Annotated in this window: 24 protein-coding genes and 1 tRNA gene; 18 read left to right on the plus strand and 7 right to left on the minus strand. The window is 65.5% G+C overall.

Going from position 1 to position 22,779, the window contains the following annotated elements; translation table 11 throughout:
* Positions 1–8 precede the first annotated feature (8 nt).
* The gene (locus HDA39_RS31200) at positions 9–1,178 is read left to right on the plus strand and encodes an NsdA family TPR-like regulatory protein (protein WP_184801292.1); all 1,170 of its coding nucleotides are present in this window, start codon (positions 9–11) and stop codon (positions 1,176–1,178) included.
* Here HDA39_RS31200 and cutA read toward each other — a convergent pair.
* Entirely contained in the window at positions 1,175–1,495 is a 321-nt protein-coding gene (gene cutA / locus HDA39_RS31205) for a divalent-cation tolerance protein CutA (protein WP_184801294.1), read from the minus strand. The two genes, HDA39_RS31200 and cutA, sit on opposite strands and share 4 nt — an antisense overlap.
* A gap of 204 nt (positions 1,496–1,699) precedes the next feature.
* Between cutA and HDA39_RS31210 the strand changes: the two genes are divergently transcribed.
* The 3 genes from HDA39_RS31210 to HDA39_RS31220 all read left to right on the plus strand — a co-directional run bounded on the left by HDA39_RS31210 (position 1,700) and on the right by HDA39_RS31220 (position 6,867).
* Positions 1,700–3,067 carry a class I SAM-dependent methyltransferase gene (locus HDA39_RS31210; protein ID WP_184801296.1) on the plus strand — a complete coding sequence of 456 codons (1,368 nt, stop codon included), beginning with the start codon at positions 1,700–1,702 and terminating at the stop codon, positions 3,065–3,067.
* A 118-nt stretch (positions 3,068–3,185) separates the two neighbouring features.
* Positions 3,186–5,168 carry an ATP-binding protein gene (locus HDA39_RS31215; protein WP_184801298.1) on the plus strand — a complete coding sequence of 661 codons (1,983 nt, stop codon included), beginning with the start codon at positions 3,186–3,188 and terminating at the stop codon, positions 5,166–5,168.
* Positions 5,169–5,775: 607 nt separating this feature from the next.
* A complete protein-coding gene (locus HDA39_RS31220; RefSeq protein ID WP_184801300.1) occupies positions 5,776–6,867 on the plus strand; it encodes a hypothetical protein in 1,092 nt (363 codons plus the stop codon).
* Positions 6,868–6,956: 89 nt separating this feature from the next.
* On the opposite strand, the gene HDA39_RS31225 is transcribed toward HDA39_RS31220, so the two are convergent.
* Positions 6,957–7,469, minus strand: a complete 513-nt coding sequence (locus tag HDA39_RS31225) for a GNAT family N-acetyltransferase (RefSeq protein WP_184801302.1) — start codon at positions 7,467–7,469, stop codon at positions 6,957–6,959.
* Complete coding sequence (locus tag HDA39_RS31230; protein ID WP_184801304.1) at positions 7,466–8,254, minus strand: GntR family transcriptional regulator; 789 nt, start codon at positions 8,252–8,254, stop codon at positions 7,466–7,468. The genes HDA39_RS31225 and HDA39_RS31230 overlap by 4 nt, the downstream gene beginning before the upstream one ends.
* A 132-nt stretch (positions 8,255–8,386) precedes the next feature.
* Between HDA39_RS31230 and HDA39_RS31235 the strand changes: the two genes are divergently transcribed.
* From HDA39_RS31235 to HDA39_RS31265, 7 genes are all read left to right on the plus strand, one after another.
* Entirely contained in the window at positions 8,387–8,836 is a 450-nt protein-coding gene (locus HDA39_RS31235) for a plasmid replication, integration and excision activator (protein WP_184801306.1), read from the plus strand.
* A 1-nt stretch (position 8,837) separates the two neighbouring features.
* Positions 8,838–9,104: a hypothetical protein gene (locus tag HDA39_RS31240; protein ID WP_184801308.1), complete on the plus strand. Its 267-nt coding sequence runs from the start codon at positions 8,838–8,840 to the stop codon at positions 9,102–9,104.
* Positions 9,105–9,354: 250 nt separating this feature from the next.
* Complete coding sequence (locus HDA39_RS31245; RefSeq protein WP_184801310.1) at positions 9,355–10,911, plus strand: FtsK/SpoIIIE domain-containing protein; 1,557 nt, start codon at positions 9,355–9,357, stop codon at positions 10,909–10,911.
* Positions 10,908–11,300, plus strand: coding sequence for a WhiB family transcriptional regulator (locus tag HDA39_RS31250; protein ID WP_184801312.1), 393 nt, complete (start codon positions 10,908–10,910; stop codon positions 11,298–11,300). The genes HDA39_RS31245 and HDA39_RS31250 overlap by 4 nt, the downstream gene beginning before the upstream one ends.
* Entirely contained in the window at positions 11,297–12,952 is a 1,656-nt protein-coding gene (locus HDA39_RS31255) for a replication initiator (protein WP_184801314.1), read from the plus strand. Before HDA39_RS31250 ends, HDA39_RS31255 begins: the two co-directional genes overlap by 4 nt.
* 18 nt (positions 12,953–12,970) lie before the next feature.
* Positions 12,971–13,156: a helix-turn-helix domain-containing protein gene (locus tag HDA39_RS31260; RefSeq protein WP_184801316.1), complete on the plus strand. Its 186-nt coding sequence runs from the start codon at positions 12,971–12,973 to the stop codon at positions 13,154–13,156.
* Positions 13,156–14,472, plus strand: a complete 1,317-nt coding sequence (locus HDA39_RS31265) for a tyrosine-type recombinase/integrase (protein WP_184801318.1) — start codon at positions 13,156–13,158, stop codon at positions 14,470–14,472. The genes HDA39_RS31260 and HDA39_RS31265 overlap by 1 nt, the downstream gene beginning before the upstream one ends.
* A gap of 116 nt (positions 14,473–14,588) precedes the next feature.
* Here HDA39_RS31265 and HDA39_RS31270 read toward each other — a convergent pair.
* A tRNA-Arg gene (locus HDA39_RS31270) sits at positions 14,589–14,664 on the minus strand.
* A 106-nt stretch (positions 14,665–14,770) separates the two neighbouring features.
* Here HDA39_RS31270 and HDA39_RS31275 point away from each other — a divergent pair.
* The 5 genes from HDA39_RS31275 (at position 14,771) to HDA39_RS31295 (ending at position 19,306) form a co-directional block, all read left to right on the plus strand.
* Positions 14,771–15,325, plus strand: a complete 555-nt coding sequence (locus tag HDA39_RS31275; protein WP_184801320.1) for a hypothetical protein — start codon at positions 14,771–14,773, stop codon at positions 15,323–15,325.
* Positions 15,326–15,458: 133 nt separating this feature from the next.
* Positions 15,459–16,037: a hypothetical protein gene (locus tag HDA39_RS31280; protein ID WP_202893171.1), complete on the plus strand. Its 579-nt coding sequence runs from the start codon at positions 15,459–15,461 to the stop codon at positions 16,035–16,037.
* Positions 16,034–17,254 (plus strand): hypothetical protein, encoded by a 1,221-nt coding sequence (locus HDA39_RS31285; RefSeq protein WP_184801324.1) that lies wholly within the window; start codon positions 16,034–16,036, stop codon positions 17,252–17,254. The genes HDA39_RS31280 and HDA39_RS31285 overlap by 4 nt, the downstream gene beginning before the upstream one ends.
* A 147-nt stretch (positions 17,255–17,401) precedes the next feature.
* The gene (gene fgd, locus HDA39_RS31290; protein ID WP_184801326.1) at positions 17,402–18,406 is read left to right on the plus strand and encodes a glucose-6-phosphate dehydrogenase (coenzyme-F420); all 1,005 of its coding nucleotides are present in this window, start codon (positions 17,402–17,404) and stop codon (positions 18,404–18,406) included.
* A gap of 12 nt (positions 18,407–18,418) precedes the next feature.
* Positions 18,419–19,306, plus strand: a complete 888-nt coding sequence (locus HDA39_RS31295) for a DUF72 domain-containing protein (RefSeq protein ID WP_184801328.1) — start codon at positions 18,419–18,421, stop codon at positions 19,304–19,306.
* Positions 19,307–19,369: 63 nt separating this feature from the next.
* Here HDA39_RS31295 and HDA39_RS31300 read toward each other — a convergent pair whose 3' ends face one another.
* On the minus strand, positions 19,370–19,744 hold the full coding sequence (locus HDA39_RS31300; RefSeq protein ID WP_184801330.1) for a hypothetical protein: 375 nt from the start codon (positions 19,742–19,744) through the stop codon (positions 19,370–19,372).
* 81 nt (positions 19,745–19,825) lie between these two features.
* On the opposite strand from HDA39_RS31300, the gene HDA39_RS31305 reads away from it, so the two are divergent.
* Entirely contained in the window at positions 19,826–20,032 is a 207-nt protein-coding gene (locus HDA39_RS31305) for a hypothetical protein (RefSeq protein WP_184801332.1), read from the plus strand.
* A gap of 14 nt (positions 20,033–20,046) precedes the next feature.
* Here HDA39_RS31305 and HDA39_RS31310 read toward each other — a convergent pair whose 3' ends face one another.
* On the minus strand, positions 20,047–20,586 hold the full coding sequence (locus tag HDA39_RS31310) for a GNAT family N-acetyltransferase (protein WP_184801334.1): 540 nt from the start codon (positions 20,584–20,586) through the stop codon (positions 20,047–20,049).
* Between the two features lie 97 nt (positions 20,587–20,683).
* Here HDA39_RS31310 and HDA39_RS31315 point away from each other — a divergent pair, with 97 nt between their 5' ends.
* Positions 20,684–21,451 carry an SDR family NAD(P)-dependent oxidoreductase gene (locus HDA39_RS31315; protein ID WP_184801336.1) on the plus strand — a complete coding sequence of 256 codons (768 nt, stop codon included), beginning with the start codon at positions 20,684–20,686 and terminating at the stop codon, positions 21,449–21,451.
* On the opposite strand, the gene HDA39_RS31320 is transcribed toward HDA39_RS31315, so the two are convergent.
* Complete coding sequence (locus tag HDA39_RS31320) at positions 21,452–22,765, minus strand: aspartate aminotransferase family protein (protein ID WP_184801338.1); 1,314 nt, start codon at positions 22,763–22,765, stop codon at positions 21,452–21,454.
* Between the last annotated feature and the right edge of the window lie 14 nt (positions 22,766–22,779).

Genomic DNA, 22,779 nt, shown 5'->3' on the forward strand with positions numbered 1-22,779 from the left:
AGGCATCCGTGGCGCACGCTCGACGGCTCTCCCTCGCTCAGCGCCGCAAATCTGTCGGCCTGAGCCAAGACGGTCTGGCCGAGGCGCTCGGCGTCGAGCGGTCGACGGTGGTCCGCTGGGAAGCTGGCAAGACCGAGCCACAAGCATGGGTGCGCCCTGAACTGGCGCGGAAGCTGCAACTGTCCGAAGAGCAACTGGACGACCTGCTGCGAACAGACGAGTATGGCCCCGAGTCTGTCGACCGGAGAGTCTTCGCCGGCCTAGCGACCGTGCTGGCTCTCGCACCGCTCACACGGGCACGCAACGGAAGCCAGATCGGCGCGACACAGATTCGCCAGCTCCGGCAACGTACTGCCCGCCTGCGCCGCCTGGACGATCACCTCGGCGGGATGGATACCTATCAGGTCTACACGAGCGAGATGGCTGCGACGGCGAGGCTGATCAAGACCGCGAGCTACAGCAGTTCGACGGCCCGGGCCCTGACCGGAGTCTTCGCCGAGCAGGCTCAGATGGCGGGCTGGGCTGCCTTTGACGCTGGCCGGTACGTCGAATCGCGACGGCACTACAAGACCGCGTTGATTGCAGCGCAGGAGTCGGGCGACCCCAGCCTGCACGGCAATTCGCTGGCGTTCATGGCCTACGAGAAAGCCGATATCCAGACTGCCGCCGAGTCCACCCGGATCGCGGGCATGAGGGCGACGCCTCGGGTTCGCGCCCTCTTACAAGAACGCCTCGCCTGGACCTACGCCGTGAGCGGGCAAGTCTCGGCGACTGCACGAGCACTTGATGCCGCTGTAGCCGCGGTCAACGAGTCGTCGCACTTCCCGGAGCCGGACTGGGTGTTCTGGGTCGATCCGCTGGAGATCGACATCATGGCTGGCCGCTGCTACACCGAGCTCGGTCGTCCAGCCCGTGCAGTTCCGTTGCTAGACGATGCTCTTTCGCGGTACGACGACACGCACTCCCGTGACAAGGCGCTCTACAGCACTTGGCTTGCCCACGCTCTGATGGATGGCGATGACCCCGAGCGGGCCGCTTACGTGACAGAGCACGCCATCGACCTCGCTTCTGGGGTCGGCTCGGTTCGTCCAGGCGAGAGACTGCGAGGCATTCTCAGTCGCTTGGCCCGTTACGGGGGACCTGAGGTCGCGGCAGTGCTTGAGCGGGCCCGCGGCTAGCCCTCAGTCGTCCGGTCAAGCCAGTCGCGATAGCCGGCTGCGCCCGCGGTGATCGCCACCGCGCTCACTTCGGGATTTTCCCACGAGTGTTTCTCCAACAGGTGGGCCTCAAGCTCGGCGTACCGGCGCTCGGTGGTCTTCAGTAACAACTGCCACTCCTCGCCCTCGCCGTACTGCCCTTCATGCCAGAAGACCGAGATAACCGGTCCCACAACCTGTGCGCCTGCCGCAAGGCCAGCACCCACTGCTGATCCTGCGAGCTGGACCGCCTCATCACGGGTTGCCGTCGCTGTCGAGACCTGCAAGTACTCAGACATGTCGCCGAGTGTAGGTCCAGGACGTCAGGTCAGCTTTCGTCTCGCGGCCAGACCTATCGCACGCGCGGGTGCAGATTCAGAAAACCTGAGCCTATTCCATGACCACCGGAGGTTGGCTGAGCAACGGCCTTACCCTTCATGGCAAGATGGCCTGCACGCCGCATCTGGGCCGCTCAAGCGGCTGCTGAGCTCGCAAGGAGACCCGTGACCGTTACAGCCCAGCAGACCTTGGCTCATCACTATCGCGCGCTGGAGGAACGGTGGCTGGTGTCCGACCGCAGCGGCGATTACAGCAGGCTTGTTGTTCCTCAAGGCAACCTGGACGAGCCTTTTCACCGCTGGTTTCACCTAAAAGAAGCGTACTCTTCACAGCTCTTATCAAGACTCCTGAAGGACGCTGGCGCTAGCACAGATAGCACAGTTTCCGTCCTGGACCCTTTCGTGGGCAGCGGCACCACAGTGTTGAGTGCAATCTCCCTTGCGAATCAGTTTGATGTTGAGGTCACCGCGACAGGAATCGAGCGAAATCCGCTCATCTATACGATTGCGGCCGCGAAGACGGCCGCGATCGTGCGCGGCATGACGCTCGCCGATAGCGTCCGAAAAGGCGCTTTGGCTGCCGAGAAGCGATACAAGAAACTGCTGTCGAAGCCGTCAGATCTTACGACACCCTCAGTTACTCTCAACAATACTGCATACTTCCCTACCGAGAACCGAGTCAGACTTATAGCGCTCGCCCGAGCCATCGATGCCGAGTCCGACAAGGATGTGCGGAATATCTTGCGGGTGGCTCTTGCTGGTGCAGTCGAGCCGGCGGGACGAATGCGCCGGGATGGCCGGGCGCTGCGGTTCATGCCCGAACGAAAGCCGTTGGATCCCAAAAAGACCTTTGATCAACTGGTTGGCGATTGCCTGACGGACTTGCGGGCACGGGCCCCGATGGGGTCAGGGGTCGCCGCGAACGTGGTGCATGCCGATGGCCGCGCCCCAGATATGCATGTCTCGCCAAGCAGCATTGATTGGACTGTGTTCTCGCCGCCATATCCAAATAATATTGACTACACCGAGGTATACAAGACTGAGGCTTGGGCCTTGGGTTTGTACGCAAGTACTTCACACATGAGGGACCAGCGGCTATCGACCGTTAGGAGCCATCCTAGCGTTCAATTTCCAGAAGTTTATGCCTACCGCAATTCCGCCGCAGCCAAGCGGATAGGTGAGATCGTATCGCCGGTGCTTGATGCGGTGCCGCCTGGTCGTTACGAGAAAGGCAGACGCCAGGTGATTGAAGGCTACGCAGACGACATGTTCGCGGTGCTCTCCTCGTGCCGGCATCTCACCAAAGAGACTGGACGACTGGCGTTCGTAGTTGGAAATTCAGCCCATGGCACTGGCAGCGAGAAATTCGTTATAGCAGCGGACCTTCTAATGAGCGCCCTAGCGGAGCTGGCTGGCTGGACGGTCGAGGAGATCAGGATCGCGCGCTGGCCCCGGAGGCGTGGGGATGACCATAATCTGCGAGAGAGCGTCGTGAGCCTTGCCCCCTCGGCTGACTGGAGCCCGGTCAACTAGAGACCGACACCGTCTCCAGTTGTAAACTCTATACGACGTGACAACCTATCGCTAAGCTCTTCGCTAACCATAGTCGGCGCTGACCGCGCGGCGCAGATCCTTCCGCCAGGAGGCTCCCTTGCCGGCCGAAACAGGTGCTATCCACCTCCCGAACGTGGATCGCCTCATTATCAAACATATGACGCTGTATCGAGAAATGCCACTTGTGGATGTCGAGTTCGGCAATGGCGTCTTCTGTCTGTCCGGCGCAAATGGCCTGGGTAAGTCAACATTTCTTGCGATCCTGAATTATGCCTTAACGGGCATTGTGGCCGATCCAGACCAGAAATTCGCGTCGCTCAAAGAATACTTCAAGCATAGTCTCTCATTCAGTAGAGACTACTTCACTGGACGAGTCAGCGAGCTTGACCGCGACACCGCCGAAGTGACGATTGAGCTGTCGGTTAACGGTGCGCGTTACGTCGTTACACGTGGGATGTTCAGTCCTACCTCCCTGCGTGGCCTCACCATCGCAAGTGCGGACGGTTCAGAGTTCAGTGGCACTGCAGAGGACGAGGAAGAAGCGCGGGCTTTGCACGACCGATTCACGGAGTCGATTGTCGAACGGTCTGGCTTAGCCACCTTTGAACAGTTGGTCTTTCTTCAACATTTCTTGTTAACTTTTGATGAGCGACGGCATCTCTTGTTCTGGGATCCAGAGGTTGCTCGGCAAGCTCTTTACCTAGTATTCGGAGTAGACGGCACCTTAGCCAGTCAAGCAGATGAGTGGCTCCGCAGATCAGACCGGCTTGAATCTCAAGCGCGAAACGCTCAGTATCAAGCAACAACAGCGGCTCAAAAGATCAAAGAGCTTAGGGGTCGCGTCGCCTCGGCCGCGCCGGAAGATGATGGACTGATCGAGCTGTATCAGGAGATCGTCGCCGTCTGCGACACCAGCGCGAATCAAGTGCAGGCAAAATTGCGTGCATCTGACGACGCACGGCAAGCGTACACGTCGGCCGCAGCACGTCTCCACGCGATGAATACAGACTACGATCGACTATTCTCGTCGCAGTTTGCGCCCGGGGTGGATCCGCACGACCATCCCATCATTCAATCACTGCTTGATGACGGAAAATGTTCGATCTGTGGCAACAAGGGAAGCTCGCTCGCTGACCATGCCAGAACTTGCCTCGACGAGCGTAAATGCCCACTCTGCCTCTCTCCTGTTGAAGATCGTAGTCATCGGAGCAATGAGGCGTTCGAGCAACTGGAAGAACTAGACGCAAGGATCACGGAAGTTCGTGAGGGTCTGAAGTCAGCAGAGGAAACGCTGCAGCGAACGCTGTCGGAGGTTGATGAGGCCAAGGAAGCAAATGAACGCGCACTCGCTTCGCGCGTCGAATTCGAGCGCCTTCATGGAGACATCACATTAACGACCGACGATCACGGGCCGTCGGCGGTCACCGCGTTGATAGGACAACTGGAGGCGGAGCGCGCCGCCGCAGTTCAGCGACGAAACGAATTCCGGCGCAAGCGAGATGAATTTCGCGGTATGCTAGAACCTGTTCAGCGGGACCTAGCGACGCGGTATCTAGACGCCGAGAGAACATTCCTGCCGAGATTCCAACATCTTGCATATGAATTTCTGGGCCTTGACCTTCAGGTGCGGATGGAACAGCGATCTCGAGGGCCAGAACTGGCCCTGACGATCAATGGCACGGCTCGCAGAATGACCACTCAGCTCTCTGAAAGCCAGCGATACTTTGTCGATATCGCGCTACGTATGGCGCTGGCCGAGCATTTAGGCGGCGACAACTCGTCTGCGTGCTTGTTGATCGACACTCCCGAGGGCTCGCTAGATATTGCCTATGAGAGTCGGGCTGGACGAATGTTCGGGAAATTTGTTCAGGCCAACAACAGGCTGATTATGACAGCGAATATTAACTCAAGTCGCTTGGTCCAAGAGCTTGCGCGGGTCTGCGGTCCTTCCGTGATGCGAGTCGAGAGAATGACGGCGTGGACGACGCTCTCGGAGGTGCAGGCGGAGTCTGAGGCGCTGTTTGATGAAGCATTCGATGAGATCGAGAGGGCCCTTGCATCCGGGGGTAGTCACACATGAGTGACAATACGGATGCGTCGTTTGACGCGCTTGCGATAACTGCTGCTCTCTCAGAGCGATTTGACTCCGCGAGTCTCGCGGAGGTTCAGGCTGTTGCATATCTTGCCTGTCTCTTGAGTGTCTACGACGGGCGCCCAAGTGCGGAGTGGGGCTATGGCTTTGCAACGACCGACACGATGACACCATTCTCTCCCGATCTGCTTGCGGCAATGGATCGACTGCGGACCTCAGGCTTGGTAGACCAGGACGACGTGCGATATTCGCTATCACCCGTTGGAGCAGAGTGGCTGCGACGCTGGGCCGCTATGCGCAGGTTCGAATCTCGCAGACGCTATATCTCCGGTGCGACAGGCGCCACGGACGCTTTGCCCCTGCCGGCACTGTCAAATGGCCTTCGGAGAGAGCCGCAAATTGCCGCATCAATAGCGGCAGATAGCCCACGCGCGCTCCTAGACGACTATGGCCGCCTCACGCTCTACCAATACTTTAAGACTCTAGAGGAATCGTTGGGGCCGGGTTCTGACCTGCTTATTCCGGCGGTTGTTTGGCTAACGTTCCTTCTCAATGAAGACGAAACAGACTTGGTCGCGGCGGATGGAACCAAGGCATGATGAGAGACCTGGCTGCTTTATCGGATCTCGCACGCGATCATTATCTCACTCAAATACGTGACAAATTTGGTCAACCGGGAATCGATACCGTTCGCGCACTGCATCCGGTGTTGAAGGACATTTTCCAAGCGATCGATTACGAGTCGGTAAGTGAGTCACTGATTGTCTTCAAATTGCTCGGCCAGCAATCGGATCCATTAGATCTGGCGTCGGCGACGCTACTCGATTCACCAGTTGAGATTGCGGCTCTCAACACCGGCACTCTGACCATTCAGGTGCTATCCGATGGTCGTTTAGCCGTCTGGAAGATCGAGAGCAGTCCGGATAGCCTCCCTCAAGATGCGATCATCTATCGATACGCCAAAATTGATGGAGAGCGCTTCTGGATTAACGGTTCAGAGGCCGAAGTGGCCTCAGGTCGAGGGTATCCTCTGTTTGGATTGCCGTTATTCAATGATCTCCAAGCAGCATTAAAACGCTACGCGACCATGGTTGCTCGATCGAGTGAATGCCCTATTCTGCCCGAGGCGTGGCGCGAGCCAGCGAGAGTGATGTGGAAGGCAGGCCCGGAGTCGCTCATGCGGCGCTCTCTTTACCACTACCTGCGAGCAACCCTTCGAGATGGCAGGCCGGATGTAAATCAGGAATCGCCCGCAGATGATCGCAACCCGGTTGATATCACGGTTCGATGGGCTGATTCAAACCGGATTGGGCTTATTGAAATCAAGTGGCTCGGGAAAAGTGGTGAATTGAATCCGCCGAAGCAGACCACGGAATACACAGAGGCGCGAGCGAAGGATGGTCTGCGTCAATTGGTCGACTATTTGGAGCTGACGCGGACGCGGGCACCGCTGCATGATCGGCGAGGCTATCTGGTCGTATTCGACGGACGAAGAGCGAAGGTCAAGCCGGAGACGGCATTCTGCGGACGAGACGACGGCATGAAGTATGAAAGCAGCGAGATCGCCTATGATCCGGTCCACCTAGCACGGCATGACGTAGGGGCGCCAGTTCGGTGCTTTTGCGAACCTAGTTGGGTTCACGCAGCGCCGTCGAAAGGTGCCGGGAAGAGTCCCGAGGTTGCATAACTTGCGGCTGTCTGGGTGGCCCGCGTGGTCAACGCGCATGTGAAAGGTCGCCTCACACAAGACCGATCTTCTTGTCGAACGGAGCTTGATCAGCCGGGTTGGCTCGTCGCCCTTTGGAACAGCGCACCAGATGGGTAGTCCGCAAGATTGAGGGTCCGAACGTGCTTGAAGCCGTTGCGTAGGTAGTAGTCATGCAAGCCGGTGTTGTCGGTCCACACGTCGATGCGGAGCCAGTGGAGGCCGAGGCGGTGGGCTCTGTGGCAGGCCCAGTCCATGATTTCGGTTCCTAGGCCGGCGTGCTTGCGGCGAACGATGAGGCGGTGCAGGTACATCGCCGGGTCGGCCTGTTCCTCGGGGGTCCAGAGGCGAGGGTCCGAGAAGGTGTCCAGGGCAACGGTGGCCATGGTGGCCTCGTTCTCGTCGCGGATCATCCACGTTTCGCCGGCCTCGATGCTGGCGAGGATGCGGCGGTTCTGTTCCTCGGGGGTGGGCCAGGCGACGGCCCACTGCTTGATGCCGCGTTGAGCGAGCCACTCGCTGGCCTCGGTGCGGAGGGTGAGGATGACGCCCAGGTCGTTGGCGTCGGCGCGCTCGATGATCATGCTTCGGAGCCCTCTTGGGCCAGGTAGGCGCGGACGTCGCCGAGTTCGTAGATCACCCGGTTGCGGTCACTGGCGAACGTGGTGTGTGTGAGCCGGAGCGGGCGCTTGTCGCTGAATGTCGTCCGTACATAGACGATGACCGGTGTGCCGGAGCCGAGCTGGAGCTTGCGGGTCTCGTCAGGGGTCGGCATGCGGGCAGTGATCTCGTCGCGGTAGCCGATCTCCTCGTGTCCGACCTTGGCCATCGCGCGGATCGCGCCACCGGGAACGTCGTTGGGGACGACTAGGCCGGCCTGCTGGGCGATGTCCATTGGGTAGTAGCTGACCTGGATGCTGAGCGGCTGGTTGTCGGCGTACCGGATGAAGCCGCGGGACACCAGTGCCTCACCCTCGGCGACCTGGAGCCGGTTGGAGAAGTCGGGGCCGGCCACTTCGAGGCTCATCGCGAAGTCGCGGTACTCGGCGTGCCGCCCCTGCTCTGCCATCTCGGACTGGAACGCGTCGGCCTGGTCGCTGGCCCGACGATCACGAGTCTCCGCCCAAGTCGCGTGGTAATCGGCCATGATCCGCTCGCGCACGACTGTGCCGCGCCCGGGGGTGCTGGTCACCATGCCCTCGTTCTGCAGCATGCCGAGCGCCAGGCGGACCGTGTTGCGGGAGACGTCGTGCGAGGCCATGAGGTCTTGCTCGGTCGGCAGCCGTTCGCCGGCCTTGATCTTGCCGGTGCGGATCTGCTCGCGCAGCTCGGCTGCGATGCGCTGGTAGAGCGGTGCGGACTGTGCCATTCGAGGGAACCTCCTGGTTCGTACCAACCAATGGTCCCATTTTCCTTGACTTCGCGCCAGCGACGGGGTAAAGATTGGTCTCATACCAAACGTTGGTACGAATCCAATGAAGGGAACTGACCCACCATGGCTATGCCGCGCAGAATCATCGTTGAGTTCGGCGACACCTTCCCGTACGGCCTGTTCGCGGTGTCGGAGGTGACCCCAGCTCGGGACTTCGAGAAGTCCACGAAGACCAACGCTGTCCAGACGATCGACGAGGACTCGGGCCAGCCGGTCTGGACTCTCGACGTCATGGACGGTGACCCCGAGGCTCGCAAGGCCGACCGGACGTTCACCGTCCGAATCATCTCGTCGGTTCAGCCGGTGCTCCCGCCCGCGCTTCCCGGCCTGCCGTTTACGGCGATCGAGTTGCAGGGCATGACGGCCTCCCCGTGGGTCGACACCCGAGGTTGCTCGGCTCCGGATGAGGGTCGCTCGCACCGCTGTCGCGCCCGTCAGGGCTGGAGCTTCCGTTGCATGGGCATCCGCGCCCCGAAGAACATGCCGGGCTCGCGTGCGACTGAGCAGAAGGCGGCTTGAGATGAGCGTCGCGGAGAGCGTGGACCCCGGTCAGTACATGGCGTATCAGTGCGGCCGGGCGGCGTTTCTGCTCAGTGAGTTGCTGGTCGGTGAGCCGAGCAACGTCGTCCGGCTCGAAACGCGTCTGTGGCTCAAGCAGCACCAGGCGTGGTTGTCGGACTCCGATGACGAGGGCGACGACTGGGAGGACCACGAGTACGACGAGGACAGCGACGAGGACGAGGGCGAGCCGGTCAACCGCGTCCTCTACTCGGAGGGGTGGATCTGATGACGCCCTGGCGTGCTGCAGCGCCAGGGGAGTTGTGCACCTGTGGTCGGCAGGCGCGGGAGGTCTTCGCTCGCTCGGACGGGGAAGAGATCGGGTACTGCGGTGTGCCGGACGGCGGAGCGAAGGCCGGTCAATGCCCCTTCTGCGGCATGCGCCGGCACTCACCCGGCCCGTGTCCGAGGTACACCCTCCGCCTGCCCGAGGGCGCGGTAAAGCGTGATGACTCCGAACCGAAAGGCAGTTGACGGCAATGGCGAAGATCAAGGGCAAGGAGGTCGGGATGGGCCCGGTGAACTTTCGCGCTCCGACCGTCGCCATCCGGCTCAAGTGGGTCGTGATCTGGTACTGCCTGCGGGCGTTGCTCCGGGGGATCGCTTGGTTGGTTCGGCATCCGGCTTTCGTCATCGTGCCGCTTCTGGCCCTCAAGGCATACCAGCTCTGGACCGGTGGCGAGTGGTGGTTGGTCATTGCTACTGCGGCTGTACCGGCGTCCGGCCTGGCTGGTTGGCGCTGGCGGTGGCCCGATTCGTTCGCGCAGCGGGTCGTGTGGCGGATGCGTGGCTCACGGCGACGGTTCTTGGAGTACCGGACCCGCTGGGACGCGACGATGCGCGCGCTCAACCTGACGGTTCGGATGGACGATCGAACGTTCGTGCCCCGAATCGTCAAGGTTCGCTCGTCGGGCACGGTCGATCAGGTGACGGTTCGGTTGCTGCCGGGCCAGATCCTCACCGATTACGCCGAGCACGCCGAGCGCCTCGCACGTACCTTCGGCGCTGAGGACTGCCGGGTGCGGTCGGCCGCTTCGATGATCCCCGCGTGGTGGCCGGGCGGTGCCGAGGGCTGGATGGCGCGTCTCTTCGCCTGGGCGCTGCCTCGGCGAACCGATCGGCTGGTGCTGTGGTTCCTCACGAATGACCCGCTGCGGGAAGTCGTTGCTCCGATCCCCGCGACTGATCCTCCGAACCTGCAAGCGCTCGATGTCGCACGTCGCGAAGACGGTCTGATGTTCCGGCTCCGTTTGCTCTACACGCATCTCCTGGTGGCAGGTGCGACCGGTGCCGGTAAGGGGTCGGTTCTGTGGTCGATCATCGCTGCACTCGGTCCGGGCATCCGGTCAGGTCTTGTCCAACTCTGGGTTCTCGACCCCAAGGGCGGGATGGAGCTCGCGCTAGGCCGGCGGTTGTTCCACCGGTTCTGCTACGGCTCCGATCCGGCGATGGACGGCGCGAGCGATGCCGAGTACGAAGAGGCATTCGCAACCTTGCTTGAAGATCTGGTAGCGATCATGCGCCGCCGACAGGGCAAGCTCCGCGGCTTGTCCCGCCTCCTCAAGCCGAGTCGCGACGAACCGTTCATCGTCCTGATCGCGGACGAGCTGGCCTCGCTGACGGCGTACGTAACGGACCCGGCGATGAAGAAGCGGATTGCCAAGGCGTTCTCGCTCCTGTTGTCGCAAGGTCGCGCGGTCGGCATCACCGTCGTGGGCGCGCTGCAAGACCCCCGCAAGGAGGTGCTCCCGTTCCGCGACCTGTTCCCGACCCGGCTTGCCTTGCGGATGGCCGAGGCCGAGCAGGTCCGCCTCGTCCTCGCTGACGGTGCCAGGGAGCGGGGTGCCCGCTGCGACAAGATCCCCGAGACCTTGCCGGGCGTCGGGTACGTCGCGGTCGACGGTGAGACAGAGCCAATTCGGGTCAGGTTCTCCCACATCACCGACGAAGACATCGCCGTCCTCGTCGACCTCTACGCGCCCGATCTCGTCGGCGCTCGTGAGCCAATCCCCACCCCGGAAGGAGTAGCAGCATGACCGCGCGGCGGCAGGTGTCGGGTCAACTGGTCCTCCCCTTGGTGCCTGGACTGTCCACGAAGTCTCGGGCATCGCTGGTGCGACGGATTGACGTTCGTTGGCAGGATCAGGCGTACTGCGCCGGCTACCTCGACACGGACGACTTCTACGCCGAGGATGACCGCGAGGTTCGCCGTTTGACGGAACCCAAGGATCTCTGCGCCTTCTGCCCGGTTGTGCGGTCCTGCCTGGCTGCCGCGATCGTTGCCGACGAACAAGGCGTGTGGGGCCGGACGACGGAGGCCGAGCGCGACGCCATCCGTGAAGAGCTTGCCTTCGGCGCCGACGTTGACGAGGCGCTCAGTGTCGTCCTCGACGGCCCGGCCGCCCTGTGGAGGGCAGCGGCATGAACCCCACCGCACAGACCACCCTCGACCGGTTCTCGCTCGACGTCGTTCGGGACCTGGCCGTGACCAACGGCGTCTGCGTACGGCCGGTGCTCAACCGGGTGATCGACACACAGACCGGCACTGACCGAGTGGTCGGAGTCTCGTGCGGTTCCACGCTGGTCAGCAAATGTCCTCCCTGCGCCGACGCGAACCGTCGCCTCCGCATGCAGCAATGCCGCGAGGGCTGGCACCGCGAGACCGAACCAGAACCGCCGGCGGACTCTACCGACGTACCCGACGAGCAAGCCGCGGCAGATGAGGAGGAATCCACACGGCGAGTCCGCTCGACCCGACGACGCCAAGACGCCGCCGACCTGCCCAAGGTCGAGATGGACAAACGCACGATCGGCGCGACGTTCCCCGGTCCCAACGGCAAGACCTACCGGCCGTCCATGTTCATCACGCTGACGCTCGGCTCCTACGGAGCGACACACCGACTGCCACACCGCGTGCCGGGCAAGGGCCTGATCCCGTGCGACTGCGGTGTGATCCACGGCCAGAACTCACCGCTGCTCTCGACCCCGGTAGACCCGGACAGCTACAACTACCGCCGGGCGGCCCTCGACGCGTTGCACTTCCCGAAGCTCATCGACCGCTTCATGCAGAACCTTCGCCGTTGCGCCGGCTACAAGGCGCAGTACTTCGCCGTGGTCGAACCGCAGAAACGTCTAGCACCTCACCTGCACGCCGCCGTCCGAGGCGTCGTTGCCCGCGAAACCGTCCGCGAGGTCGCCAAGGCGACGTACCACCAAGTGTGGTGGCCGAGCCATCAGCGACCCGTCTACGGCTGCGCGTCAAACCCGGACATGCCCGTCTGGGATGAGATGGCCGGCGTATTCGTGGACCCGTCGACGGGCGCTCTGCTCCCGACTTGGGATCAGGCTTTGGATGACCTCGGCGCGGACCCCGCGGCCCAACCTGCTCACGTCGTCCGCCTCGGCTCACAGATCGACTACCAAGGCATCGTTGCCGACTCTGACGCCAAGGTCGGCAAGGCGGTCGGCTACCTGACCAAGTACCTCGGCAAGGTAATCGGCGAGACGTACGGCGAAGACCTGGACGAGATCCACCCAGCCCAGCGCGCTCACATCAGCAAACTCCACGCACACGTCCGCGTCCTGCCCTGCTCACCGGAGTGCGCCAACTGGCTCCGGTACGGCATCGTCCCGAAGGATGCCACCGGCAGCACCATCCCGGGTGAGTGCGCCTCCAAGGCCCACGACCGCGCACACCTCGGCCTCGGTGGTCGACGAGTCCTCGTCTCGCGTCAGTGGACCGGCAAGACCCTGACCGAGCACCGCGCCGACCGATCAGAGGTCGTCCGCCAAACCCTCGCGGCGGCCGGCGTCGAGATGGACGACCAGAACGCGCTAGCCACCCATAACGACGACCCCGAAGCACCTCGGTTCATCTGGCAACCGATCCGCCCCGGCGAGGAACGCAGCCTGCGGCGCATCCCGACCCACAAAGAAGTCCTCGCCGAAGCCATCGCCACCCGCATTCGATGGCGCACGCAGTACGAGCAGGCCAAGCAACGCGCCAACCTGCCCGGCGCTCCGCCGGACGACAGCAATTCGGCAACTGACAACTCATCCGCCGCGACTGCGGCCTAGCTTTCTGGGGAGCAAGCCATGCAAGACGACTCACGACTGCTGAAGGTCGAGGAAGCGGCCGAACACCTGAACGTTTCTCGGTGGACCGTCTACCGGCTCATCAAGGAACGGGAGCTCACGAGCGTGAAGGTTCGCAACGGTCGACGGGTGCCGATGGAGTCCATCCGAAGCTACGTGGCCGGGCTGATCGAGGACGCGGCCTGATGGCGAAGGCGGAGAAGGGCAAGCGCAACGTCAACGGTGAGGGCAACATTCGGCAACGCTCCAACGGGTTGTACGAAGGTCGCGCCTACGTCATCACGACGGATGGTCGTGAGGTCCGGAAGAGCGTCTACGGCAAGTCGTGGGACGAGGTCCACGAGAAGCTGACGAAGATGCAGGCCGACACCATGTCGGGCAAGCGGGTGGCCTCCAGCTCTCAGACGGTGGCGGAGTACCTGGAGTACTGGCTCGAGGAGCACGCGCGGCACCGGGTCCGCGACACGACCTTTGCTAGCTATAAGTGGCTCATCACCAAGTACCTCGTACCGCTGTTCGGCAAGAAGAAGCTCACCACGCTCCGCCCGAACGACGTACGGCGCGGCCTGTTCCAGCTCCAGCAGGTCTGCCAGTGCTGTGCCCAGGGCAAGGACAGGGCGCGGGAGGAGCGGGCAGAGGTCGAGCGGAAGAAGCGGGAAGGCCGGCCAGCTCGGAAGAACGCCAAGGCGATCGAGGGCGCTCGGTGCTGTGCGCTGGTCCTGAAGGTCTGCTGCCGGTCGACGGTCTCGGATGGGACAGTTCGGTACCTGCATCGCCTGCTTCGCGCGGCTCTCCAAGACGCCGTGTCCGAGGACGAGATCCTGACCGAGAACGTCGCCAAGAAGCTCCGGCTGAACCACAAGTACCGGCCGAAGTTCAAAGCGTGGAGCCGCGCCGAGGCAACCAAATTCCTGGAGGCCATCCGGGATGACCGGCTCTACGCCCTGTACGCGGTAGCGCTGTCGCTCGGCCTTCGTCGCGGTGAGGCTCTGGGGCTGCGCTGGTCGGACGTCGACCTGGAGGCCGCTCTGATCCAGGTCAACCAGGCGCTCCACCGGGTGGATGGAGCGCTCAAGCTCGGGGACGTCAAGACGGACGGTAGTACTCGCCTGGTCGCCGTACCGAAGCCGCTCGTCTCCGCTCTGCGGGCTCACCGGGCCGCACAGGCTCAGGAGCGGAAGAACGCGGGTGAGTCATGGCAGGCGGGGGGCTACGTGTTCTCGACCATGATCGGGACCCCGATCGAGCCGCGGAACATGAACCGCCACTTTGACCGGCTCTGCGAGAAGGCCGGCGTACGGCGTATCCGGTTCCACGACCTCCGGCACTCGTGCGCCTCGCTGCTCTACAGCCAGGGGGTGCCGCTGGAGAACATCCAGGACGTGCTCGGCCACAGCTCACCGACCGTGACGAAGGTCATCTACGTGGACGTCGCCGAGGACGTGACCCGGGATGCTGTCGACAAGCTCGGCTTTCTGTTCGGGGAGCAGCCGGAGGAGTGACGTTGGGGTACGGGCGGGGGTACGGAGAGGGTGGCCGAGCTGGTGGGCCGCCCTCTCGGCATGTCCTGGGAATGACAAAAGACCAGGTCATCCACCTGATGGACCTGGTCTTCTGCTGGCGCGCTCGGAGGGATTCGAACCCCCAACCTTCTGATCCGTAGTCAGATGCTCTATCCGTTGAGCTACGAGCGCAGGCAACGACGAAAACGATACATCGAGACCGGCTCTTGGTGCTAATCGGGGGTGAGCGGGCGCGGGACGGCGGGACGGCGGGCCGGCGAGGGCTAGATTTCGCGGCATGGACATCGGTGATCTGCTCGGTGGGCGGGATCTCAACGACGTGAAGAAGGCCGTCGGGTTCGTGCTCGAGAACTCCGACGACTTCGAGAAGGTCCTCCAGCTGGTCAAGGACCTGCCGGACGACGCGCTCGCGTTCATCGGCAAGCTGCCGGAGCTGCTGAAGACGATCGGTGGCGGGCTGGCCGAGGCCGGCGAGCAGGCGGCGAAGGCGGCCGGTGCGCTGGTCGGGGACGACGGCGAGGGTGGCGCGCGGAAGGCGCTCAGCGGCAGCGCGACCACGATGAACGCGGCCCGCGACCGGCTGAAGGACGCGGCCGGGATGCTGTCCGGGCTGGCCGGTGAGCTGGACAAGATCCCCGGCGTCGGTGACGCGGCGGCCAAGCGGCTGAACGACGGCAGCGGGCAGGTCAGTGGTGTCGCGACCGAGATCGAGAGCCTGGCCGGCAACCTGGAGGACCTGTCCGGCATCCTGGCCTCGGTCGGCGAGGCCCTGTCCGGACTCGGCAGCAAGCTGAGCGAGTCCGGCGGCACGGTCAAAACCCTGCTGGGCTGAGTTCCGGTACGCCGTACAGGTTTCTGGAAACGCGGGGGAACCGGATCGCGGGTGCTGTCGTCTAAGACGCGTTGCCGGGCGGCCGGAAACGTGATCGGTAAGGGAGAGCTTCCGCGTGGCTAGGGTCTGGGGCATGGCTGGTGGAGTGGTGCGGGGTGCGCTGATCGCCTCCGGGGTGGCGCTGGTCGCGGGGCTGGGGATCGGGTTCGCCGCCGGTGAGCCGGTGCACGAGGACGACGTCGCCGGCGCGCGCAAACTGCCGGCCGACCTGTGCGAGCGGCTCGGCGACATCTCCGGGTTGTTGCCCAAGGCATCTTCTCCGGTGTTCGCGCAGACCGGCACCGGCGAGGTGCGCTGCCGCGCGGTCGCCGAGGAGTCGGGTCAGCGGACCTACACCGGCGCGACGGTCAACGTCCAGATCACGCCGTACGCCGGGAAGCTCGGCGGCGAGGGCGAACCGCCGTTCCGGCCGGACCAGATGGCGCGCAAGGCGTTCGACCGCGAGAAGGGCGAGCTCACGCCCGGCCGGCACTACCCGACGAGGATCGACCGCCTCGGGCGGACCGGCGGCGAGGACTGGAAGGTGTCGGTGGTCGTGCTGCGCGACGACCTCGTCGTCCAGGTGGACTACGAGGCGCATCCGGTCGCGCCCGACAAGGCCGAGCAGGCCGCACTCGTCCTGGCCGACCGGGCCGTCTGGGAGGCGAAGTGAACAGCGCGCCGGAGATCTCCGGGTACGAGCTCGACCAGCGGCTGCTGGACCACCCGCTCGCCGAGATCTGGCGCGGACGGTCGTTCACCGGGATGGAGGTCGTCGTCCTCGTGCTGAGCGCGGCCGGCGCCGACGACCCCGCGGTCCGCGACCGCCTCAGCCAGGCCAGCCGGACCGCCGCGCTCGAGCCGGAGCGCCAGGAGCTCCCGCTCTGGGCCGCCAACCTCACCGCCACCAGGCCGTACGCCGTCACGCAGCTCGTCCCGGGCCAGTCCGGCGCCGAGCGCCTGCTCGACCCGCTCGACGGCCTGCTCGGCAACGACGAGCAGTCCCTGGCCGCGGTCCGCGAACAGCTCACGCCGTACGGCGCTGCCCCGATCCCGGGTGGTGAGCGGGAGCCGCACGCCGCCTCCGCCGCCCCGGCGAGCCCCGCCGGTCCGCCGGGCTCCGCCGGTCTGCCGGGCTCCGCCGGTCCGCCGGGCTCCGCCGGCGCGGCGGGCCCCGGCGGGCCTGCGCAGGCGACCCGCACCTCCAAGAAGTGGCCTTATCTCGTGGCGGTGGTCGTGGTGCTCGCCGTGTTCAGCATCACCTACTCCATCGGCGCCGCCATCAAGAGCGCGACCTCGGAGGTCGACCCGGCCGTCCCGCCGCCGGCCGCGGTCAGTCCGGCCGCGTTGCCGACGGGCGTGCTCAGCCCGGGGATCGACAAGGTGACCTCCGTGCCGTGGTCCCGGTCCGGGCCGTTCGCGCCGGTGGTCGGCGCGATCTACCCGCCGGGCGCGGACCTTCAGGTCGCGCGGCAGCTGGACCTGCCGTTCGAGTTCGGCTTCCCGGAGCCGCCGGTGCTCGACGAGAAGCAGGCCACGGAGTCGTCGACGACGATCTACCGCCGCGTGCTCACCGGGACGAACCCGGCGAAGGCAGGGATCGACCTGCGGATCGCGCTCCGGCCGTGCACCGACCAGGCGGCGTGCCTGGCCGGCCGGGCGGCGTTCGACAAGGAGTGGAGCACGACGTACAAGACCTCCGCTCCGACCACCCGGCGGGACAGCGCGACCTGGTACGCCGTCACCAACAAGCCGTACACGCTGGTGATGAGCCACGTCTTCAGCTCCCAGGGCCGTTGGTGGCTGGTCGGCACGGCCGCCGTCGCCGCGCCGGGTGAGGAGCCGGGCGCCCAGAAGGTCGTCAACGACATCTGGCGCCAGACCAGCTGACCGTCGTACGGCGTCGTGGGCTGCCTCTCGGCGCCTCGTTCACGCGAACGCCCGGCGCAGTACGGTGGCGACACACCAGTGGCGGCATAGAACGCGCGGTGCGCGGGTTGTCACTCGGTGGACGGACTACGACGGAGGAGCGAGACGGTGGGCATTCGGATCGGTTACAAGGCGTCGGCGGAGCAGTTCGGACCGCGGGACCTGGTCGAGTACGCGGTACGCGCGGAGGAGCTCGGGCTGGACAGCGTCACGGTCTCCGACCACTTCCTGCCCTGGCGGCACGAGGGCGGGCACGCGCCGTTCGCGCTGGCCTGGATGGCCGCGGTCGGCGAGCGCACGAACCGGGTGCTGATCGGTACGTCGGTGCTGACGCCGACGTTCCGCTACAACCCGGCCGTGATTGCCCAGGCGTTCGCGACCCTCGGCGTGCTGTACCCGGGCCGGATCATGCTCGGCGTCGGCAGCGGCGAGGCGCTGAACGAGATCGCCGTGTCGGGCCGTGAGTGGCCCGAGTTCAAGGAGCGGTTCGCGCGGCTGCGCGAGTCGGTCGACCTGATCCGCGCGCTGTGGACGCAGGAGTCGGTCAGCTCCGACGGGCCGTTCTACAAGACCGTCGAGGCGTCGATCTACGACCGCCCGGAGACGCCGCTGAAGATCTACGTGGCCGCGGGCGGACCGCTGGTCGCCAAGTACGCCGGCCGCGCGGGCGACGGGTTCATCGCGACGTCGGGCAAGGGCATGGAGCTCTACAACGACAAGCTGATGCCGGCCGTGCGCGAGGGCGCGGAGAAGGCCGGCAAGAAGTTCGAGGACGTCGACCGGATGCTCGAGGTCAAGCTCTCCTACGACCGCGACCCGGAGCACGCGCTGGAGAACACCCGGTTCTGGGCGCCGCTGTCGCTGACGCCGGAGCAGAAGCACAGCGTGGACAGCGCGACCGAGATGGAGCGACTCGCCGACGAGCTGCCGATCGAGCAGGTCGCCAAGCGCTGGATCGTTGCCTCCGACCCCGAAGAGGTCGTCCAGCAGTTCCAGCCGTACTTGGATGCCGGGTTCAACCACTTCGTGGTCCACGGCCCCGGCCACGACCAGGAACGCTTCCTGACCCAGTTCACCGAGGACGTCGTACCGCTGCTGCGCAAGCTCGGCTGACCACTCGCCGGGATGGAACGCTGGGAGGACGGTCCGTACCGGGTGGGCATCTCGGGATGGCGGTACGCGCCCTGGCGGAAGGTGTTCTACCCGGACGGGCTGCCGCAGCGGGCCGAGCTGGAGTACGCGTCGCGGCGGTTGAACTCGATCGAGCTGAACGGGTCGTTCTACTCGCTGCAGCGGCCCTCGTCGTACCAGCGCTGGTACGACGAGACGCCGCCGGGGTTCGTGTTCTCGGTCAAGGGGCCGCGGTTCATCACGCAGATGAAGAAGCTCGAGGACGTCGGGACGCCACTGGCGAACTTCTTCGCCTCCGGGGTGCTCGCGCTGGGGGAGAAGCTCGGGCCGGTGCTCTGGCAGCTGCCGGGGACCTTGGGGTACGACGAGCAGCGGCTCGCGCGGTTCTTCGAGTTGTTGCCTCGGACAACTGGTGAGGCGGCGGTGCTGGCGCGGGGGCACAACGAGCGGATGACGGACCGGTCGTTGCTGGAGGCATCGATTGATCGGTCGGTGCGGCACGCGCTGGAGGTGCGGCATTCGTCGTACGAGAATGGTCGGTTCGTGGAGTTGCTGCGGGAGCACGACATCGGGCTGGTTTGCGCCGATACAGCGGGGAAGTGGCCGATGCTGGACGACGTGACGGCGTCGGACTTCGTCTATGTGCGGTTGCATGGGGCGGATGAGCTGTACGTGAGTGGGTACGACGATGCCGCGCTGGAACGGTGGGCGGGGCGGATCAGGACGTGGCACGGCGGGCGGACGCCGACCGACGGGCAACGGGTCGGATCGCCGGCGCCGCGGCGGCAGCGCGAGGTGTTCGCGTACTTCGACAACGACGCGAAGGTGCGGGCGCCGTACGACGCGCAGGCGCTGGCCGGGCGGCTGGGGATATCGGGTTGAGTTGATGGCTGTGGCGCTCGACCGGACCCTCGCGACAGACCCCCGGGCCGGCCTCCAGTCAGCTCAGGTGGGGATCCACTCCGGCCACCACGCGGGGACGTTCCCCGGGCAGATCGGCGCGGCCATGCCGGCCGGCGTACCAGCCCAGGAGAAGAGGGCCAGGTCGGCGATGGCGATCGCCACGAGGGCGCCGATCAGCGGCATCAGGAACTTGCCGCCGCCGCCCTTCTTCATCACCCGCCAGACGACGCTGAACAGCACGATGTTCACGACCATCGCGACCGGAAGCCCGACGAACAGCAACGTCGGCCCGTTGCCGACGCCGTTGACCTTCACGCCGCAGTCGTCCCAGGCCCGCCGGGTGATCCACAGCAACCCGAACCCCGCCGCCCCACCGATCACCAACGAGAAGAACGACAACCGGTTGCCTTTACCCATACCCCAACCGTATGGTCTCCCGGCCCACGCCGCCTCTCGCAACGCCTGTCCCCGACCTGGGCGAGCACCTAGCATCCACTCATGAAGGTGAAGCGCTGGCTGCTCGCGGCGGTGGCGTTGCTGATGCTGGCTGCTCGCGGTGCTCGTCGAGCGGGACTGGGTGAGCGCGCTGTTCTGGTGCGTCCCGTCGGCCGGGCTCGGGGTGATGGCAGTGCGGGAGTTCCGGTCGCCGACGCGGGCGAGGACGCGGCGACAGGTGTCGCGGGTGTAGTCGAGACGGGGTCCTGAGGGGCGGGTCGCCGTCAGGTGCTGATGGTGACCGGGCGCTCCGGTGTCGTCAGCGGGTCCGAGACCAACCGGGCGTGGCGTTCTACGTCGTAGCGGGTGCCGTCGTAGGCGAGGCGTTCGCGTTCCAGGCCCTCGTACAGGAAGCCGGCGCCGGCGGCGACGCCGCAGGAGGCTGGGTTGTTGGTGCGGTGGCCGAGCTCCAGGCGGTAGAGGCCGGCGTCGTGGTGGGCCCAGTCGGCGAGTGCGCGGAGGGCGTCGCGGGCGATGCCCTGGCCGCGGACCTCGGCGATGGTCCAGTACCAGGTCCAGCCGACCTGGTGGCGGTCGATGTTGGTGACCGCGACGCAGCCGACCGGGTGGTCCTCGCCGTCGGCGACGGCGTACACGTGGCCGTTGTCGAGGTCGGCGACCCGGCCGATCCAGTCGACCGCGCTGGCGGTGTCGCGGATGCCGCCCTGGTTGGCCATGTCCGGATCCGCGTGCGCCGCCGTCAGGCGCAACGCGTCAGCCACTCGCCACCGCCGGAGTTCGAGCGTCGCCAGGTCGTAACCCATTCATCGAACATACTTTGTTTTCTTGGCCCCGCCTCCGGCTCGGCGGGTCGGGGCTCCGCGGTCCGCCGGTGCCCGGGCGGTCCGGCAGGATGGGGGTATGCGATTTCTCGACTTCTCGGACCAGGTTGTGCTCGTCACCGGCGCCAGCAGCGGGATCGGGGCGGCCGCGGCCGTCGGGTTCGCGGAGGCCGGTGCGACGGTCGCGCTGCACTTCCACGCCAACGAGTCCGGCGCGCAGCACACGCTGAACGCCGTGAACACCGCCGGCGGCAGCGGCTCGGTCCACCAGGCCGACCTCGCCGACAGTGACGCGGCCGCCGCGCTGATCGACGCCGTACTGGCCAAGCACGGCCGCATCGACGTCCTGGTCAACAACGCCGGTGACCTGGTCAAGCGGGCCGCGGTCGCCGACGTACCGGACGACGAGTTCCACCGGATCCTCGACGTGAACCTGACCTCGGTGTTCGCGATGAGCCGGCGGATCGTGCCGGTGTTCCGCGAGCAGGGCAACGGCGCGATCGTCAACGTCACCTCGATCGCCGGCCGGCACGGCGGAGGCGGCGGCTCGGTCGTCTACGCGACCAGCAAGGGCGCCGTCAGCACCTTCACCCGCGGTCTGGCCAAGGAGCTCGCCCCCGACGGCATCCGCGTCAACGCGATCTCGCCCGGCGTCATCAGCACCCCGTTCCACGATCGCCACACCGGTCAGGAGCAAATGAAGGCCATGCTCACCACCATCCCGATGGGCCGCACCGGCACCCCGCACGAGTGCGTCGGCACGATCCTCTACCTGGCCTCCGACGCGATGGCCTCCTACGTCACCGGCCAGATCGTCGAGGTCAACGGCGGCCAGCTGATGCCGTAGTCACAGCCCGGCCAGTACGGCGTCCGCGATCGCGATCGTCTCCTCGATCTGCTCGCCGGTGTGCTCGGTGGACAGGAACCACAGGCCGCGCGGGACGATGCTGATGCCCTGCGCGAACAGCCCGGCGTGGAAGCGACCCATCGTCGCGCGGTCACAGGCGGCGAACGACCGGTAGTCGGTGACCGCCGCCTGGTCGGTCACGCAGGTCTGGAAGACCGGGCCGGGCCCGTCGACCAGCAGCGGTACGCCGTGCCGCTCGCCCGCCGCCCGCAGTCCGGCCATCAGTTGCCGGCCGCGGGCGACCAGCGGCGGGTAGACCGCGTCGCGCTGTTCGTCGAGGTGCCGGAGGACCGCGTCGGCCGCGGCCATCGCGACCGGGTGCGAGTTGAAGGTCCCCGCGTGCGCCACCGTCCCATCCGCGATCGACCCCATCACCTCGCGCGAACCGACCAGCGCCGACACCTGCATGCCACCGGCCATCGCCTTGCCGAACGCCGACAGGTCCGGTACGACGCCGAGCAGCTCCTGGGCGCCGCCGGGCGCGACCCGGAAGCCGGAGATGATCTCGTCGAAGACCAGCAGCGCGCCGTACTGCCGGGTCAGGTCCCGCAGCCCTTCGAGATAGCCGGGGCCCGGAGTGATGCACCCGGTGTTGCAGAGCAGGGGCTCGAGGATCACGGCGGCGATCTGGTCGCCGGACTCGGCGAACACCGCCGCCACCGCGTCGAGGTCGTTGTAGGGCAGCACGATCAGGTCGGCCGCGCCGTCGCGCGGCTGGCCCGCCGTACCGTCGACCGCGTTCGGGTGCCGGGCGTCGCCGGCCGAGGCGAGGTCGGGGTGCACGCTGTAGAGCACCGGCTCGAGCCAGCCGTGGTAGTTGCCCTCGAACTTGACGATCTTCGGCCGCCCGGTGTGCCCGCGGGCCAGCCGGATGGCGCCGTGCACGGCTTCCGACCCGACGCTGTTGAACCGCACCAGCTCCGCCGACGGGACCATCGCGCAGAGCTGCTCGGCGACGACCGCCTCCAGTTCGTGCTGGGCGGCGTACGCGATGCCCCGGCTGACCTGGGCCGTGACCGCTTCGGCGACCAGCGGGGACGCGTGGCCGAGCAAGTTGGGGCCTTGGCCGAGCACGTAGTCGAGGTAGCGGTTGCCGTCGACGTCCCAGAGCTCGGCGCCCTTGGCATGGTCGACGAACAGCGGCGTCCCGGCCGCGCGACGGGCGTCGCTCGAGACACCGCCGGCGAGCGACCGCTGGGCGCGGGCGTACAACTGGTCGGCCTGCTCGAAACCTCGGGCAACGGTGCTCGGCATGGTTCCTCCGTGGG

This window comes from Kribbella italica (assembly GCF_014205135.1).
In the GTDB taxonomy this organism is placed as follows: Bacteria; Actinomycetota; Actinomycetes; order Propionibacteriales; family Kribbellaceae; genus Kribbella; species Kribbella italica.